This window comes from Flavobacterium sp. W20_MBD1_R3 (genome assembly GCF_052119725.1).
Classification (GTDB): Bacteria; Bacteroidota; Bacteroidia; order Flavobacteriales; family Flavobacteriaceae; genus Flavobacterium.
Genome location: NZ_JBGQOR010000012.1, coordinates 47,785 through 64,766 on the forward strand (window position 1 = coordinate 47,785; position 16,982 = coordinate 64,766).

The 16,982-nt window shown below is 33.8% G+C and carries 14 protein-coding genes and 1 pseudogene; 2 read left to right on the forward strand and 13 right to left on the reverse strand.

The genetic code is table 11. The annotated features are described in order from the left end of the window. The first annotated feature begins 40 nt into the window (after positions 1-40). Both ACEN2F_RS13055 and ACEN2F_RS13060 read left to right on the forward strand, forming a co-directional pair. Entirely contained in the window at positions 41-1,957 is a 1,917-nt protein-coding gene (locus ACEN2F_RS13055; protein WP_441739824.1) for a DUF294 nucleotidyltransferase-like domain-containing protein, read from the forward strand. A 2-nt stretch (positions 1,958-1,959) separates the two neighbouring features. Beyond that, positions 1,960-2,556 carry a 3'-5' exonuclease gene (locus tag ACEN2F_RS13060; protein ID WP_441739826.1) on the forward strand — a complete coding sequence of 199 codons (597 nt, stop codon included), beginning with the start codon at positions 1,960-1,962 and terminating at the stop codon, positions 2,554-2,556. A 236-nt stretch (positions 2,557-2,792) separates the two neighbouring features. Here the strand turns inward: ACEN2F_RS13060 and ACEN2F_RS13065 are convergent, their stop codons facing one another. The 13 genes and pseudogenes from ACEN2F_RS13065 to ACEN2F_RS13125 all read right to left on the reverse strand — a co-directional run. Further along, positions 2,793-3,278 (reverse strand): 4'-phosphopantetheinyl transferase family protein, encoded by a 486-nt coding sequence (locus ACEN2F_RS13065; RefSeq protein WP_441739829.1) that lies wholly within the window; start codon positions 3,276-3,278, stop codon positions 2,793-2,795. Further along, positions 3,275-3,550 carry an acyl carrier protein gene (locus tag ACEN2F_RS13070; RefSeq protein WP_441739831.1) on the reverse strand — a complete coding sequence of 92 codons (276 nt, stop codon included), beginning with the start codon at positions 3,548-3,550 and terminating at the stop codon, positions 3,275-3,277. Before ACEN2F_RS13070 ends, ACEN2F_RS13065 begins: the two co-directional genes overlap by 4 nt. Before the next feature lie 101 nt (positions 3,551-3,651). Continuing rightward, on the reverse strand, positions 3,652-4,932 hold the full coding sequence (locus ACEN2F_RS13075) for a beta-ketoacyl-[acyl-carrier-protein] synthase family protein (protein WP_441739834.1): 1,281 nt from the start codon (positions 4,930-4,932) through the stop codon (positions 3,652-3,654). Positions 4,933-4,965: 33 nt separating this feature from the next. After that, the gene (locus tag ACEN2F_RS13080) at positions 4,966-5,427 is read right to left on the reverse strand and encodes a 3-hydroxyacyl-ACP dehydratase FabZ family protein (RefSeq protein WP_441739837.1); all 462 of its coding nucleotides are present in this window, start codon (positions 5,425-5,427) and stop codon (positions 4,966-4,968) included. 34 nt (positions 5,428-5,461) lie between these two features. Next, entirely contained in the window at positions 5,462-6,514 is a 1,053-nt protein-coding gene (locus ACEN2F_RS13085; protein WP_441739840.1) for a type III polyketide synthase, read from the reverse strand. Between the two features lie 91 nt (positions 6,515-6,605). Further along, positions 6,606-7,319: a methyltransferase domain-containing protein gene (locus ACEN2F_RS13090; protein ID WP_441739843.1), complete on the reverse strand. Its 714-nt coding sequence runs from the start codon at positions 7,317-7,319 to the stop codon at positions 6,606-6,608. Further along, positions 7,316-8,449: an NAD(P)/FAD-dependent oxidoreductase gene (locus ACEN2F_RS13095; RefSeq protein ID WP_441739845.1), complete on the reverse strand. Its 1,134-nt coding sequence runs from the start codon at positions 8,447-8,449 to the stop codon at positions 7,316-7,318. Before ACEN2F_RS13095 ends, ACEN2F_RS13090 begins: the two co-directional genes overlap by 4 nt. A gap of 128 nt (positions 8,450-8,577) precedes the next feature. Beyond that, positions 8,578-9,852 carry a mechanosensitive ion channel family protein gene (locus tag ACEN2F_RS13100; RefSeq protein WP_441739848.1) on the reverse strand — a complete coding sequence of 425 codons (1,275 nt, stop codon included), beginning with the start codon at positions 9,850-9,852 and terminating at the stop codon, positions 8,578-8,580. Between the two features lie 257 nt (positions 9,853-10,109). Then, positions 10,110-12,017, reverse strand: coding sequence for an acetate--CoA ligase (gene acs / locus ACEN2F_RS13105; protein WP_441739851.1), 1,908 nt, complete (start codon positions 12,015-12,017; stop codon positions 10,110-10,112). A 522-nt stretch (positions 12,018-12,539) separates the two neighbouring features. Beyond that, positions 12,540-14,009 (reverse strand): ketol-acid reductoisomerase, encoded by a 1,470-nt coding sequence (gene ilvC / locus ACEN2F_RS13110; RefSeq protein ID WP_441739854.1) that lies wholly within the window; start codon positions 14,007-14,009, stop codon positions 12,540-12,542. Positions 14,010-14,107: 98 nt separating this feature from the next. Then, complete coding sequence (gene ilvN, locus ACEN2F_RS13115; protein WP_441739857.1) at positions 14,108-14,629, reverse strand: acetolactate synthase small subunit; 522 nt, start codon at positions 14,627-14,629, stop codon at positions 14,108-14,110. Positions 14,630-14,690: 61 nt separating this feature from the next. Beyond that, entirely contained in the window at positions 14,691-16,388 is a 1,698-nt protein-coding gene (gene ilvB / locus ACEN2F_RS13120) for a biosynthetic-type acetolactate synthase large subunit (RefSeq protein WP_441739859.1), read from the reverse strand. A 123-nt stretch (positions 16,389-16,511) separates the two neighbouring features. Beyond that, a pseudogene (locus ACEN2F_RS13125) lies at positions 16,512-16,982 on the reverse strand (dihydroxy-acid dehydratase); the annotation flags it as partial.

The window sequence follows — 16,982 nt, forward strand, 5'->3', positions numbered from 1 at the left end:
TGTTATTTTTACAATCGATACTTATTTTACTCTACAAATTATGAATTCAATTGCGGAACATATTGCTGATTTTTTAAAAGAATTCCAGCCATTTAATTACTTGACTTTTGAAGAATTATCAGAAATTGCAGCAAGTATTCGTGTTATAAATTTGGAAAAACACAAAACACTATTTCAAATAAATGATCTTTTACATGACAGTTTTTATCTTGTTTCTTCTGGTGCAATTAATTTATCGATCATTGCAGATGCTGAGGAAACATTATTAAATAAATGTACGGAAGGTGATATATTTGGCCTGCGTCCTTTTTTTGCTAAAAACAATTACATGATGACCGCTAAAGCGAGAGAAGAAAGTATTGTTTATGCAATTCCTATTGCTACTTTCCGCCCGTTTGTCGCTAATAATTTTGAGGTTTTAAACTTTTTATTAGAAAGTTTTGCCGTTAACACCCGCAATCCAAAAGCTAAAGAAAATTTAACTGGAAAATTAATTTCTGATAATGTATTCTACTCGGATCAGCAATCTGAAATGCAATATTTTCAGTCTTTATCGTATAACACTTCTCCTTTAAAAACAAATCTGTTAGCAATTGTAAAAGATGTTGCTCAATTAATGACGGAATCGTTGAAAAATAACGTAATCGTTTGTGAGAATAATATTCCTATGGGTATTATAACGGATACCGATATGCGCTCTAAAATTGCCACTGGCAGGTATCCAGTGACAGTGACAGTAGATAAAATTATGTCTTCACCGGTCATTACTGTGGTTGAAAATGTTTCCCTTGCCGAGGCTCAATTGTTAATGTTAAAACACAATGTAACCCATTTATGCGTAACCCAGGACGGCACTGATAAATCTAACGTAAAAGGAATTATATCCGAGCACGATTTGATTGTGGCTCAAGCCAATAATCCTGGAGTTTTAATCAAGGAAATTAAAAGATGTCAGTCTCCCAAAGAACTCAAACAAATACGGGAACGTTTAACAGATTTGGTTCAGACTTCAATTTCTAAAAATATTCCGCTATCTCACGTTTTTAATATTGCAAGCGAAATTAATTTAGCTATTATAAAACGTTCTGTAGAGCTATCTATTTTGGATTTAGGCTCTCCTCCTGCTCGTTTTGCATGGTTGAGTATTGGAAGTCAGGGAAGAAAAGAACAACTTTTATTGACGGATCAAGACAGTATTTTGATCTTTGAAGATGTAGCTGCAGATAAATATCGAGAGGTCAAAGATTATTTTATTAAACTTGCGAAAAAAACTACTGCCACGCTGGAAAAAATTGGGTATGAATTGTGTCCAAATGGGCACATGGGAAGTAATATTCTTTGGTGTAAATCATTGACTGATTGGATTAAACAATATGATAATTGGATGAATACTCCCGGAGAAAACAGTAATGATTTGAGTAGTATTTTCTTTGATTATGAAATCACTTTTGGAGAACAAAAAATTGAGGATGCTATAGGAAATGTGGTTTTTAAAAATGCTAAAAACAATACATTATTCTTTGACTTTTTAGGAAATGATGCTCTTAGAAAAAATGCTCCACTTAGTTTTTTCAAAAAATTCAATGTAGAGGAAGATGGTCCAAACAAAGATAAATTTGACATTAAAACGCGCGCTTTGATGCCACTGATTGATGGTGCGCGATTGTTTACCTTAAATTTTGATATAAGAGGAATCAATAATACGTTTCAACGATTCAAGCAACTGTCAATTGCGGATCCCAAACATGCTGAAATTTATCTTAATTGTGCAGAAGCCTTTTTGACTTTATCAAAATTCAGAACATTAGAAGGTTTGAAAAATGATGATTCGGGTCAATTTATAAACTTAGAAGAATTATCAAAAATTGATAAAGAAAAACTCAAAAACGCATTAGCACCAATGAGAGAATTGGAAGAATTAATAAAAAGTAAATTTCAACTGACTCAATTTTCATAATTATGTTAGACTGGTTAAAAAACATTAACAAAGAATATCCTGATTTTTGGAAAACCTATGTTTCTAAATTTGAGAAAAAATCATCTCGTTTTGTAGTTTTGTCTACAGAAACCTCAGGCTTGAATACAGTGAAAGATGTTATCTTATCAATAGGTTCCTTTTCAGTAATTGACAATAGTATTGTGATAGGAGATAATTTTGAAGCAGTCCTATTGCAATATAAATTTTTTCATGATAATGGACTTTCTAATGAATTTTTGGTAGAGCGTAAAATGAAAAAATTGGGTGAACCGGAAGCCATAAAATTGTTTATTGAATTCATAGGCAACTCCGTTTTAGTTGGACATCACATTGATTTTGATGTCGAAATTATCAATGTAGCCCTGGAAAGACTTGGCTGTGGAAGATTAAAAAATGAGGCGCTGGATATTGATGTAATGCACCGAAAACTAAATGACATCAATGACAAACAGTTTTCTCTGGAGGAGCTTTGTGCTGCATATAATATTCCCGTAAGTGACCGAAATTCAGCTGCGGATGATGCGTATAAAACTGCTTTGTTATTTTTAAAATTAAAATCCAGACTTGGGATAAAGTGATAATAGTAATAATAACACAATAACTCTCAGTCAATCTGATTTGTGATGAGTTCAAATAAATTATTTCACTGCATTTAGCTTTAATAAAGAAAAATTAGTGATTGGGTGAAATGACTTTAGTCTACTTTACTAAAGCCGGTGACGGTTCCCAAAAAAATTTGCAGTAATTTAAACGTGACAATTGTTTAGAAATTATACCCTATTGTATTGCAAAAAAAGTGCATTTTACAACAAAATTACAGGGTTATTCCTTTCCAAAACCGACCGTGATGGCTTATTGAGACGTGTTTTTCCATTTTTGAATCTACATCAATTCGGTAAGGAATTCCATTTTTTTTAAAGATAACATCGTCGGAATTCAAGTTTCTAATTTTTGTAAAAGACTCTTTTTGGACAACAGCTATCGTATAAATGCAATCCTGATCTATTTTGGTTTGGGTATAATATATTTTTTCTTTAATGGAAACGGTTCCACAGATTGCATTTTCGTAAAAACATTCTAATTGCAAAGGAAAATAGCCCCGAATTCCAGTTTCCCGATTGTAGATTTTATAAACGGCCTCTTTTCTAGACCATAAATTCCAAACCATAATTTCTGGATTTGCGTCGTTCAAAATCAGTGACTGCTCGTTCTTTGTGAAAATTATATCTAAAAAACGTTTGCGCTGCCAATTGCTTTCTTTTTTGGCTAAAGCCAAATCCACAACGTCATTTCCTATCATTTTTTAGCTGATTCACTGCTTTTCTCAGCTAATTTGGTTTCAATAATAGCCATCGCTGATTTTACATTTATCATACGCTCCATTGATTCGTTATCGATCAATATGTTGTATTTTTCTTCAATATCTAAAATAACATCTACTAAATTTGCTGAATTTATCTTTAAATCATTAATGAAATCAGTCTCTTCCGTAAGTACTTCGAAAGCCTCTTGATTTAGGATATATGGTTTTATGATGGCTTTTAGTTCTTGAATTGTTTGTTCTTTGTTCATTGTATTGGGTTATTTAGTTTGCAATTTTTTTAAATAATAAAGTAATATTTCAACTATTAAAATTTATTTATTTTCGGATTGGCTTTTTTACTTTATTAGTTCTAAGAATAGGATTTATATTTTTTAAAAATAACACATCCATTTACATCGCCAAAACCAAAACTAGCTTTTATAATTATATTTAATTCTTTTTCGATTAGTTGCTGTGGGATTCTTGATTCATCAATGATTGCTGTAATTTCAGGATGTAAATCAGTACAATTGATATTTGGAAAAACAAATCCTTGGTGCAGTTGCAGTACCGAAGCCACACTTTCAATACTTCCTGCACCTGATAAACAGTGGCCCACCATTGATTTTAAAGAATTGATATATGGAAAATCAATACCCTTTCGATCTAAAGCAGCACACCAATTCTGAATCTCCAGACTGTCTTTGGAAGTGGCTGTTAAATGGCCATTAATAGCATCAATTTGTTGGGTAGTAATTCCAGCATTTGCAACAGCAGCTAATATGCATTTTTGTACCGCAACTGGATTTGGCGCAGTCATTGTCCCTAAACCGCGCTGACCTCCAGAATTTAAATTTCCACCCAAAACCTCGGCATAAATGGTAGCACCACGCGCAATGGCACTTTCTAAATCTTCTAAAACTAAAGCTCCAGCGCCACTGCCGGGAACAAATCCAGATGCACTCACAGACATTGGCCTTGAGCCAAGTTCAGGATTTTGATTATGCTTGAAAGTACAAACTTTCATAGCATCAAAACCACCCCAAATATAAGGACCTGAATCGCTGGTGCTTCCTGCTAAAATACGTTTGGCCTGTCCTGATTTAATTCTTTCATACGCCATCAAAATGCTTTCAGTTCCCGTTGTACATGCGGAAGAGTTAGTAGAGACTTGATTTCCCAGACCTAATTTCCCACCCAAATAAGCACTCACGCCACTATTCATCGTTTGTGCTACCGCAGTACTTCCTAATCTTCTGGTTTGTAAATCATCTATTTTATAAATGCTTTCGCGAAATTTATCAATTCCCGAAGTTCCTGTTCCAAAAATAGTTCCGCTATCCCAATATGGTTCCTCATTGATTTCCAATGGTAATCCTGCGTCCTTCCAAGCGTCAATCCCGGCAATTACACCATACAAAATCCCTGAAGAATTGAAGTTTCTTAACTCTAATTCAGAAAAATATTCTAACGCAACTGCAGCAGAAATTTCTGGTTTTCCAGCAATTTGACAAGAAAAATGCAAACGTTCTAACTCACTGTCGTGCTTAATCCCCGAAACTCCGTTTTTGATCGCATGAGTAAACGCATCAACGCCAACTCCATTTGGAGAAACAACACCAAGACCCGTTATAACTACTCTTTTATTCATATAAAATTCAATTTCAATGATATTTTCAATAGATTATTTTAATCCAGTTTCGGCTCCCTCTCCTTTGGTAAGGATTATTCCTGCAATTGTTCCCATCGCAACTATATCATCTTTTTCATTTTTCATCAGTACTTTACATTTGAGTTTTCCAAATCTAAAGTATACTTTTTCTGAACTTACGATCACTTTTTCATTTGGAAAAACAGGTTTTAAAAACTCTATATCTGTTGATGTTAAAGCAATTGACGTACTTCTATTAAATGTATCATCTAATAAAAAAACTCCAAGACAAACCAATCCAATTTGGGCCATGACCTCTGTCAAAATCACTCCCGGAGTTACCGGATGATTTTTAAAATGTCCTTTATAAAAATCGAGATTTGCATCAAAAGTGTAGGTTCCCTCTACTCCATTTTCATCGATTTGAAGAATTTCGTCCACAAACAAAAACGGTTTAGAATACGGTAATTTTGATATAATTTCTTCTTTTTTCATAGTTTTTAAATTCCTCCATTTGGGAGTTAGATGGCTAAAATTGCAATAAAATCCGTTGCGCTGAAAAACCCGGACCAAAACTCAACATTAATCCTTTCTCACCCTTTTTTGGCTGCTTTTCCATAATTTGTTCTAAAACATACAAAACGGTTGCACTCGACATATTACCATAAGAACGCAATACATCTTTAGTATCATCAATATTTTTTCCTAAACCTGAAAATAAGGCCTCTACGGTTTGAACAATTTTCTTTCCACCGGGATGAAAAATAAGATGATCTATATCTTCAATTTTTAAATTATTTTTTTCTAAAAATGGGTGAATAATAGTCGGAAAATGAGAAGCTATTGTTTCTGGAACTTCAATATCCAGAATCATTTGTAATCCTGTATTAGTGAGTTTGAAACCCATCATGTGAATATTATCGTAAAAATGATACATTTCCTCTGCTACTATTTCTGGACCTTCATCATCATCATGTGAAGAAAGTAAAACGCAAGCAGCTCCATCACCAAAAATGGCTGCGCTTACAATATTTGCCATCGAAAAATCATCTAGTTGAAATGTTGCTGTTGGGCTTTCTACAGCAATTACGGCAGCTCGCTTTCCGGGATTGGCCTGCAAGAAATTTTTAGCATAAATAATTCCTGAAATTCCCGCAGCACAACCCATCTCAGTAACGGGAAGCCGCACGATGTCTTGCCGCAATTTTAATTTATTAATTAAATATGCATCTAATGAAGGAATCATGATTCCGGTACAACTCACGGTAATAATATAATCTAAATCTTTGGGATTCCAATTCGCTTTTTGTAGGGCTTTATCTAAAACTTTTTCTCCTAAATCAATGACTTCCCGAACATAAATATCATTTCGTTCTTCAAAGGAAGTTTTAGTAAAGACTTCAATTGGATCCATAATAGAATAGCGTTTGTCTACCGCTGCGCCTTCAAAAATCTTTTTTACTTTTCTAATGAATCGCTCGTCTTGACCTACTAACCATGCATCTAAAAATGGAATAATCTCTGCAGTAGTTCGGGAATATTTAGGTAACTGTTTAGTAACGGTTTTAATTTTTACACTCATATTTTTTTAGACTTTTACATGATGAACGGATAGCTATTAGCTTTGAAAATTGAACGCTAAAACATATCTTTTTTCTGTATTCTATTTTATTTTAGTCTTTCCTGATTATCCATTGATAGCGAAAAGCCCATTTCCAATGAATTTTATAGTTTTTAAAATTTAATTTTCTAGAAAACTGTATTAACTCCTCTTTTTTAAAGCCTCTTAAAATAGAAATTAATCCGTCTTCTCGTGACATTGTATTCAATCGAAATACAAAACACAATGCTTGAAATAAGCGATACGCAATAGTATTTCGATGTAAATCATTAATGACAATTCCAATGGTTGCGTTGTTATGAAAAACACGCAATAACTTTATGATTTCATCCTCTTTGAAATGATGTAAAGTTAACGTGCATAGCACAATATCATATTTTAATTCATCAAAAGGTTTATCAAAAATATCTTCGCAACGATAACTTATATTGGAATAATTTTCAGATAATTGTTGTGCATGTGTACAAGTAAAATTGTTTGCATCAATACCAATCAATTTAAATTTCAACTTATTTTTAAATCCATAATCGGCTAAGGCTCGTAACATGTCACCATTGCCACAACCCACATCTACGATTGTAATTTCGTCTAGTGTGGAAGTTTTGTTAAGCAAATCCTGAACTCCTCGTAAAGTTAGCTGGTTTCCCCCTAAAAGCTGATTGATTTTAGCAATTTTATCTAGAGCGTCACGTAAGATTTCACCTTCTAAGGCAAAATTATCCATGATTTCTGGTTTGTCCGTTCTGTATTTGGTATTAAGCATCATTTACTAGGTAGCATTATGGGTTTTCCGTGCGTTTTTTTAATGATTTTTGGCAATAAAAATGGAAATATAATTAATAACCGCAGCAGTGCTGCAGAAAGTTTTTGCTTTTGCAAAAGATTTGATAATAATCGACCCATTTTTAGTCTTTCTTTGAAGTTTAGATTCCATTGTTGCTGGTATTGCTTTTCTAATTCACTTCTCGAACTAATTTCGGAATTATAAAATTTTCCAATTAATTCTGAAGCAATTTTGGCACTGTGAATAGCCATTGCCATTCCGTTTCCGCACAAAGGATGAATCAGTCCTGCTGTATCACCAATCATTAATATATGATTTTCAACGGCTTGTTTTTTCTCAAAAGAAATTTGACTTATCGTCAACGGTTTTTCAAAAAGTAGTGTACTGTTTTCCAAAATTGTTTTTAAATTCGGGTTTTGAGAAACGATTTTGTTTTGGTATTCAGTAATATTTTTATACTGTTTAAAAGTCTTATAATCGGCTAAATAACAAATATTTAGGACTTCATTTTCTACTTTTGAAACACCACAATAGCCTCCCTTAAAATGATGTAATCCAACTGCATCATTAGGAAATTTACCTGAATAATGCGCTTTTACGGCTAACCAATGTGCCTTTTTCTGAATAAAGTTCCGATTCATTTTTTGATCAATATTCGATCGTTTTCCAAAAGCTCCTAATACGAGCTCTGTTTTTAAAACAGCAGCATTTGCAGTGTTGATTATAAATTGATTATCCTGAAACAAAATGTTTTCAACCTGATCATGCATTATTGTACACCCATTTTCTAAGGCTTTTTTATGCAAATATTGGTCTAAAGCATAACGACTGATTCCAAAACCACCAAGAGGTAATTTACTTTTGATTGTTTTTCCACTAGCAGTTGAAAACTCTAATTTTGTGATATTTGATGGATTCAAATCGGCTATGTTTACGTCCAGCCAATTTAAATAAGGCAACACCTCATTGGATATATATTCGCCACAAACTTTATGTTTGGGAAAACTATTTTTTTCAATAACCGTTACTTGTAGCCCTAATTTAGATAAATGAATAGCTGAAGTCAATCCGGCTAAACCACCACCTATAATTATTACTTCTTTATTTTTCATCTTGAAGTAAATTTATGGATTTGTTTGTGAGTACTGTTAAAACAAATGATAAAAAAACAGGTGTTATTATTTAATTTTAATTTCCGAAAGCGATTGATTCGTCAATTATCTTTGGCTACACAGTTGCATCATTTATTCATATTTCTAAAGTCATTTCCTGTAGGTTCTTCAAATACCTCTAATTCAAATTCTGAAGTAATAGTAAACAGATGGTCAAAAATATCAGATATAATATTCTCATATTTTAACCATTCTTTTTCAGAACTAAAGCAATAAATTTCTAGTGGCAATCCCTTAGAAGTTGATTCTAACTGGCGTACCATAATAATCATATCTTTATTGATGTCAGGATGCGCCGTAATATATTTTTCAGCATATATTCTAAAAACGCCTATGTTCGTCAGCCTTCGGGTATTTACAGAAACGATTTCACTATCACTTATTTCAGCATTAAATTTTTGAACATCATTTCCTGTTTTAGTGATGTAATCTTGAATTAGTTTATATTTTTTGAATTGGGAGAGCATTTCCTCGTCGCAAAACTGAAAACTGCTAACTTTTAAATAAATAGCTCTTTTTATTCTTCTGCCGCCAGAATCATTCATACCACGCCAGTTCTTGAAAGAGTCTGTTATAAAAGCATAGGTGGGAATTGATGTAATTGTTTGGTCCCAATTTTGAACTTTTACAGTATTCAAATTAATCGACATAACATCACCATCTGCATCATATTTTGGCATCGAAATCCAGTCCCCTACCCTAACCATGTCATAAACTGACATTTGGATACTAGCTACAAATCCAAGAATTGTGTCTTTAAAAATTAAAAGCAAAATAGCGGTCATGGCCCCCATTGCTCCTAGAAAATAGAAAGGACTTTTTCCTAATATTAGCGATAAAACTAAAATACCCCCAATAAAATAGACTATTATTTTAAGTACTTGAACATAACTGGTAATTGGTTTATCTTTTAAAATGATGGTTTGAGATAAAACTTCATCAAAGACAGATAATAATGTAATAGCAACACGTATCAGTACCATAATGATAAAAATGTTGGTCAGGATAATGACGTAACCAATTAGAATTGGAAAATCGCCAAAAATATATGGGGAAATTAAAACTACGATGAAAGCTGGTACTAAGTAGGATATTTGTTCAAAAACTCTTTTATCGATTAGGATATCATCCCAAGCGACTTTTGTTTTTAAAAAAATTTTATGTACCGAACGAACAATAACTATTTTTGTAAAATACCAAGATAAAAAGCTTATCGTAAACAACACAAAAATTAGTGTCAACAGTTTTAAATACAACGCTGGGACTGCATCTATACCAAAATCTTCAATAAACCATTTGTCTAACCAGAGTGCAATGTTGTAATTTTTTTCAATTTGAAACATAGAGAATTTAACTTTAAATGTAAATATAGGATTCCTATAGTAAGCAGTCAAAAACAATGTCCCTATTGGGTTTTCATTAACATCTTAGGTGTGGATTTGTGTTTAAATATGTGATAAAAGTCGATTTATCCTTTAAACTTATTTTTGTAGAATCTAAAAAACCCTTTCAAAAATTGATTATTTGAAAGGGTTTTTAAATTAAAATAGGCTAACTGTCGTAGGATTTTTTAAAAGGTATTTTTATGTGAAATGACACATTACAATTTCCCTTCTTTTATTTCTTCGACAATCTCTGGATTTAATAATGTTGAAATATCTCCAAAATTAGAATAGTCACCTTCTGCAATTTTTCGAAGGATTCTTCTCATTATTTTTCCAGAACGGGTTTTTGGCAAACCACTTACAAACTGAATTTTATCTAATTTTGCGATTGGTCCAATATGATCTGAAATATGTTGATTAATCTCCTTAATAAGGTTTACTCTATCACGATATTCTCCAGTTTCTTTCAGAATTACAAAACCGTACAACGCATTTCCTTTTATATCATGCGGAAACCCTACAATGGCTGACTCAGCAACAGCTGGATGTTCATTTATGGCATCTTCTATGGGTGCAGTTCCTAAGTTATGACCTGAAACGATTACCACATCATCAACCCTTCCTGTAATTCGATAATAGCCAACTTCGTCCCGCAAAGCTCCGTCACCTGTGAAAAATTTACCGGGAAAAGCAGAGAAATAAGTGTCTTTGTAGCGCTGGTGATCACCCCAGATTGTTCTGGCAATTCCGGGCCAAGGAAATTTGATACACAAACTACCTACAACTTGATTTCCTTCAATTTCATTTCGTTTTTCATCCATCAAAACAGGTTGAATCCCAGGTAAAGGCAAGGTCGCATAGGTAGGTTTTGTTGGAGTAACAAATGCAATTGGTGAAATCATAATTCCTCCTGTTTCAGTTTGCCACCATGTATCTACAACGGGGCATCTTCTATCTCCAACGTGATTGTTGTACCAGTGCCAAGCTTCTTCGTTGATAGGCTCACCAACGGAACCAATAACTTTTAAAGATTTCAATGGATATTTTAATACAAATTCTACATTCTCTTTTGCCAAAGCACGAATAGCCGTTGGTGCAGTGTAAAATTGTGTGACTTTATGTTTTTCGATAGTGTCCCAAAAACGACTGTAATCTGGATAGGAAGGAACTCCTTCAAAAATTACAGTGGTAGCTCCATTTAATAAAGGACCATATAGAATGTAGGAATGACCTGTAATCCAGCCAATATCAGCGGTACACCAAAAAATATCATTTTCTTCATAATTAAATACGTTTTTGAAGGTGTACGCCGTATAAACCATATACCCTGCAGTAGTATGTACCATTCCTTTTGGTTTTCCTGTAGAACCCGATGTGTACAAAATAAATAACGGATCTTCAGCATCCATGATTTCGGCAACATTATTGTCTGAAGCTTGGTCTAAAAGAGGTTGCAACCATTGGTCACGACCGTCTACCATATTAATTTCAGATTGAATTCTTTTTACAACTAGTACGTTTTTAACGCAAGGACATTTTTCAAGTGCTTCATCAACAATTCCTTTTAAGTCGATTGTTTTGTTGCCTCGATATCCCCCATCAGAAGTAATAACCATTTTACATTCACTATCATTAATTCGGGCAGCCACTGCCGTTGCTGAAAAACCAGCAAAAACTACAGAGTGAATAGCTCCTATTCTAGCACAAGCTAATATTGAAACCGCTAATTCTGGAATCATGGGTAAGTAAATACAAACGCGATCTCCCTTATTAATGCCTTGCTCCCGTAATACGTTGGCCATTTTACAAACGCGTTGGTGTAATTCAGTATAAGTGATGTGCAATGCTGTTTCTGAAGGATCATTTGGTTCAAAAATGATAGCGGTTTTTTCTCCTCTTTTCGCCAGATGTCTATCAATACAATTTTTTACAATATTTACTTTGGCTTCAGTAAACCATTTTATATCGCCTTCAGCCATATTAAAATCAACAACTTTATCCCAATGTTGGTACCAAGTAAAGTTTTCTTCTGCTATTTTCCCCCAAAATTTTCTAGGTTCCCGAACTGATTTATTATAATGTTTAAAATATTGTTCTAAATTTTCAATTTTATAGTAGCCCATCTTTTTATTTTTTATAAAAGTATTAAATCTAAATCTATTATTAATACTATTTAATCTATAAATACCCAATAAAAAAAACGAATTATTCAATAAAAATTACTTTTTGCTAATAATGTCATTTTTATTCACTTTTTTACATAAATATCTAAAATAGTAAAAGGCAAGATAAATTTAATTATCCCGCCTTTTGCATCAACAAAAATTTATAACAATTAACTTACCATATATAAATAGGATTTTATTTGAATTCCAAATCACCAAAATAATTTTGCTTGAGCGATGATTATTCCTAAAAATTATCTTTTTTAAATTGTTTTAAAATCAAGACATACTAAACGCATCACTTTTAATAAAAAACTAGGAATCACTGCACTTAACTTTGTTCCATTTCAAGTTAAGTACAGGTAAAAGCTACTATAAACAAACTATTTTTACTATCTTATAACTAATTCAAAATAGGACAAAAAAATAATGATATAGTGCTAGTTCCAACACACGATCTTGTGTGGTAATTCCTAATTTTTATCCAATTTTTTTCATTGCGGTCATCGACTCTCTAAGCCATTCTCCAACTTCTTCAATTGGATGTTGACGTATGCTTTTATTTACTGCAATAAGAACTGAATTTGGTACTCCGTTTGAAGTTGAAAATGGTTTCCCTATAACATTGGTATCAATAGTTTTCATGAAATCAGTCAGTAATGGTTTACAAGCATGATCAAATAAATAACAACCATATTCTGCAGTATCAGAAATTATTCTGTTCATTTCGTATAATTTTTTTCTAGCCACGGTATTGGCAATCAAAGGCAATTCATGTAACGATTCATAATAGGCTGATTCTTCTATAATCCCTGTCTGAGTCATGGTTTCGAAAGCCAATTCTACACCTGCTTTTACCATTGCAATCATTAAAACTCCATTGTCAAAATACTCTTGTTCTGAAATATGTGCAGCTGTTGGAGCTGTTTTTTCGAAATTAGTTTCTGCAGTTGCAGCTCTCCAAGTCAATAAATTTATATCATCATTAGCCCAGTCAATCATCATGTTTTTGGAAAATTCGCCAGAAATAATATCATCCATGTGTTTTTGAAACAGTGGACGCATGATGTCTTTTAATTCATCTGCTAATTCGTACGCTTCAATTTTTGCAGGATTAGACAAACGATCCATCATGTTTGTAATCCCTCCGTGTTTTAGCGCTTCTGTAACGGTTTCCCATCCAAATTGTATCAATTTTGAAGCATACGCTGGTTCTATTCCTTTTTCGACCATTTTGTCAAAGCATAAAATAGAACCTGTTTGTAACATGCCGCAAAGAATGGTTTGTTCTCCCATTAAATCTGATTTTACTTCAGCTACAAATGAAGAATTTAAAACTCCGGCTTTGTGACCTCCAGTAGCAACCGCATACGCTTTTGCTTGGTCAAAACCAGTTCCATTTGGATCGTTTTCAGGATGAACTGCTATTAATGTAGGTACACCAAAACCTCTTTTATATTCTTCACGCACTTCAGATCCTGGACATTTTGGAGCACACATTATAACGGTAATGTCGTTACGAATTTGCATTCCTTCCTCTACAATATTAAAACCATGCGAATACGCTAAAGTTGATCCGTTTTTCATCAAAGGCATGATTGCAGTAACTACAGCAGTATGTTGCTTATCCGGTGTAAGGTTACAAACCAAATCAGCCGTTGGGATTAATTCTTCATACGTTCCCACTTTGAATCCATTATCAGAAGCATTTTTAAACGACGCTCTTTGTTCTGAAATTGCATCTGCGCGCAAAGCATAAGAAATATCCAGACCAGAATCTCTCATGTTCAAGCCTTGGTTCAAACCTTGTGCACCACAGCCTACAATGACAACTTTTTTACCTGCTAAAGCTTTAATTCCGTCTATAAATTCAGACTGATCCATGAATTCGCAAGCACCTAATTGTTCTAATTGTAATCTAAGAGGTAATGAATTGAAATAATTTGCCATTTTTTATTATTTAATGATTGTAAAATTTATTGTTTGCAGCTTTGATAATTATCCTATTTTCTTTTTCTAATTTTTTTTGAAAAGCGGTAAATCAAAACTTATTTTAATGTTTCTAATAAAGTCGATATTTGCATTCTTTCCTTTGAAACTGATATTCTGCCTGACCGGACAAATTGCATAATTCCAAATGGTTTTAGTTTATTGTACAATGATTCTATTTCATCGCGCTGCCCTGATTTTGAAATCACAAAAAAGTCTCTGGAAACCGTTACTATTTCGGAATGGCTTTCTTTGATGATATTCTGAATTTGTTTTTCGTCAAAGAGCAGGCTCGACTCAATTTTGAATAATGCATTTTCTAAGAAAATAGTTTCTTCATCTATATGATAAAATGCTTTGATGACTTCAATTTGTTTTTCGATTTGTCCCACAATGTTGTGTACCCATTTTTCAGTGGTATTAACTACAATGATAAATCTGGAAACGCTTTCGATCTCCGATTCCGATACATTTAAACTCAAAATATTGATGTGGCGTTTCAAGAATATTCCAGATATTCTATTTAATAAGCCCACGTTGTTTTCTGAATAAACAGAAATGGTGAATGTTTTATTTTCCATGTTTTTTTGTTTAATTGGTTAATCGTTCAATTGATTAAACGATTAATCATAATAACTTTTTTTAGCACAAACGAATGTCTGAAACCGATGCTCCTGTAGGAATCATTGGGAATACGTTATTTTCTTTTTCTACCATAACCTCAAGGAAATACGATTCTTTTGAGGCCATCATTTCGGCAACAGCCGCATCAAGGTCTTCTCTTTTAGATACTTTTTTTGCTTTGATATAATAGCCTTCTGCAATGGCAATAAAATTTGGATTCGTCATTTCGGTTGAAGCATATCTTTTGTCAAAAAACAGTTGCTGCCATTGGCGTACCATTCCTAAAAATTCATTGTTCAGCACCACAATTTTCACGGGAACTTTAGTCTGGAAAATAGTTCCTAATTCCTGAATCGTCATTTGAAAACCGCCATCACCAATTATGGCCACGACTTCACGATTAGGCATTCCCATTTTTGCCCCAATGGCAGCTGGCAATGCAAATCCCATCGTTCCTAAACCACCTGATGTCACATTACTTTTGGTCGAATTGAATTTGGCATACCGACACGCAAACATTTGGTGTTGTCCCACATCCGAAACAATAATGGCATCTCCCTTCGAATGTATGTTGATCATTTCAATGGTTTCACCCATAGAAATTCCTTTATTATTTGTAGGATTTAATTCCTCATTGATGACGGCTTCTAATTCAATTTCATATTTTTCTTTAAATTCATTGTGCCAAGATTCATGTGTTTTACTTTCGATAAAAGGAAGTAAAGCAGCTAAAGACTCTTTGACATCTGCCAGAACAGCTACCGTTGTTTTTACGTTTTTATCTACCTCAGAAGGATCAATTTCAAAATGAAGGACTTTGGCTTGTTTTGCATATGTGGCTAAATCTCCTGTAACCCGATCGTCAAATCGCATTCCAAGTGCAATTAAAACATCACATTCATTCGTCAAAACGTTAGGTCCATAATTACCATGCATCCCTAACATTCCCACATTCAACGGATGATCAGTAGGCAATGCCGAAAGTCCTAAAATGGTCCATGCAGCAGGAATACCTGATTTTTCAACAAATGCTTTCAGCTGTTCTTCGGCTTCACCAAGAATAATTCCCTGACCAAAAACGATAAACGGTTTTTTAGCTGTATTAATGATTGCAGCTGCTTCCTTAACTTTTTCTAGATTTAGAACTGGCTTAGGATTGTAGCTTCTGATGCTGGTACATTTTTTATAACTGAATTCAATTTTGTCAAACTGAGCATTTTTTGTAATGTCAATTAATACGGGACCTGGACGACCTGATTTGGCAATATAAAATGCTTTCGCAATAATCTCCGGAATTTCAGATGCTTCGGTAATTTGGTAATTCCATTTGGTGACCGGAGTCGAAATCCCAATAATATCGGTTTCTTGAAACGCATCAGACCCCAATAAATGTTTTCCTACTTGACCAGTAATACAAACCATTGGAGTCGAATCTATTTGCGCATCAGCAATTCCAGTAACTAAATTGGTAGCTCCCGGACCAGAGGTGGCTATTGCTACTCCTACTTTTCCTGTTGCTCTTGCAAAACCTTGTGCAGCATGCGTAGCGCCTTGTTCGTGACGCACTAAAACGTGATGTAATTGATCTTTAAATTTATACAATTCATCGTAAACTGGCATTATAGCCCCACCGGGGTAACCGTATACTAAATTTACTCCTTCTTCTAATAAGCATCTAATAACGGCTTCGGCACCTGATATTTTATTGTTTGTCATTGTATCTATTTTTTCCTCACCCCAGCAAATCCATGACATGTAGCCCGATTGGCAAAGGGAATTTTGTTTTGATCGAATTTTAATTTCATCTTGTTGCTCAATTCCTTATTTGGGGGTTTGAGATTACTTATCTGTTACACATCCTGTGGATGCACTAGAGACTGATCTGGCATATTTAAGTAAAACTCCTTTTGTTGCTTTCAAAGCTGGTTGAACCCAAACAGCTTTTCTTTTGGCAAACTCAGCATCAGAAATTTTTAGATTGATGGTATTTTTAACGGCATCAATGGTAATTAGATCTCCATTTTCCACTAAGGCAATTCCACCTCCATCAAATGCTTCTGGTGTAACGTGTCCTACTACAAAACCGTGCGAACCCCCAGAAAACCTACCGTCAGTAATCAATGCAACACTACTGCCGAGTCCAGCTCCCATAATTGCGGAAGTTGGTTTTAGCATTTCAGGCATTCCGGGACCACCTTTTGGCCCACAATACCTAATGACGACGACATCTCCTGGTTTAACTAATCCACTTTGAATACCGGGAATAACCGTAAATTCACTTTCAAAAACTATTGCAGGTCCTTCAAAAAA

Excerpts from the sequence above, each read along its gene's own strand:
- ACEN2F_RS13070 (WP_441739831.1), bottom strand. The coding sequence starts at position 3,550 with ATGAACAAAGAACAAACAATTCAAGAACTAAAAGCCATCATAAAACCA.
- ACEN2F_RS13060 (WP_441739826.1), top strand. The coding sequence starts at position 1,960 with ATGTTAGACTGGTTAAAAAACATTAACAAAGAATATCCTGATTTTTGG.
- acs (WP_441739851.1), bottom strand. The coding sequence starts at position 12,017 with ATGGGCTACTATAAAATTGAAAATTTAGAACAATATTTTAAACATTAT.
- ACEN2F_RS13090 (WP_441739843.1), bottom strand. The coding sequence starts at position 7,319 with ATGATGCTTAATACCAAATACAGAACGGACAAACCAGAAATCATGGAT.
- ACEN2F_RS13055 (WP_441739824.1), top strand. The coding sequence starts at position 41 with ATGAATTCAATTGCGGAACATATTGCTGATTTTTTAAAAGAATTCCAG.
- ilvC (WP_441739854.1), bottom strand. The coding sequence starts at position 14,009 with ATGGCAAATTATTTCAATTCATTACCTCTTAGATTACAATTAGAACAA.
- ACEN2F_RS13080 (WP_441739837.1), bottom strand. The coding sequence starts at position 5,427 with ATGAAAAAAGAAGAAATTATATCAAAATTACCGTATTCTAAACCGTTT.
- ACEN2F_RS13065 (WP_441739829.1), bottom strand. The coding sequence starts at position 3,278 with ATGATAGGAAATGACGTTGTGGATTTGGCTTTAGCCAAAAAAGAAAGC.
- ACEN2F_RS13095 (WP_441739845.1), bottom strand. The coding sequence starts at position 8,449 with ATGAAAAATAAAGAAGTAATAATTATAGGTGGTGGTTTAGCCGGATTG.
- ACEN2F_RS13100 (WP_441739848.1), bottom strand. The coding sequence starts at position 9,852 with ATGTTTCAAATTGAAAAAAATTACAACATTGCACTCTGGTTAGACAAA.
- ilvN (WP_441739857.1), bottom strand. The coding sequence starts at position 14,629 with ATGGAAAATAAAACATTCACCATTTCTGTTTATTCAGAAAACAACGTG.
- ACEN2F_RS13075 (WP_441739834.1), bottom strand. The coding sequence starts at position 4,932 with ATGAATAAAAGAGTAGTTATAACGGGTCTTGGTGTTGTTTCTCCAAAT.
- ilvB (WP_441739859.1), bottom strand. The coding sequence starts at position 16,388 with ATGACAAACAATAAAATATCAGGTGCCGAAGCCGTTATTAGATGCTTA.
- ACEN2F_RS13085 (WP_441739840.1), bottom strand. The coding sequence starts at position 6,514 with ATGAGTGTAAAAATTAAAACCGTTACTAAACAGTTACCTAAATATTCC.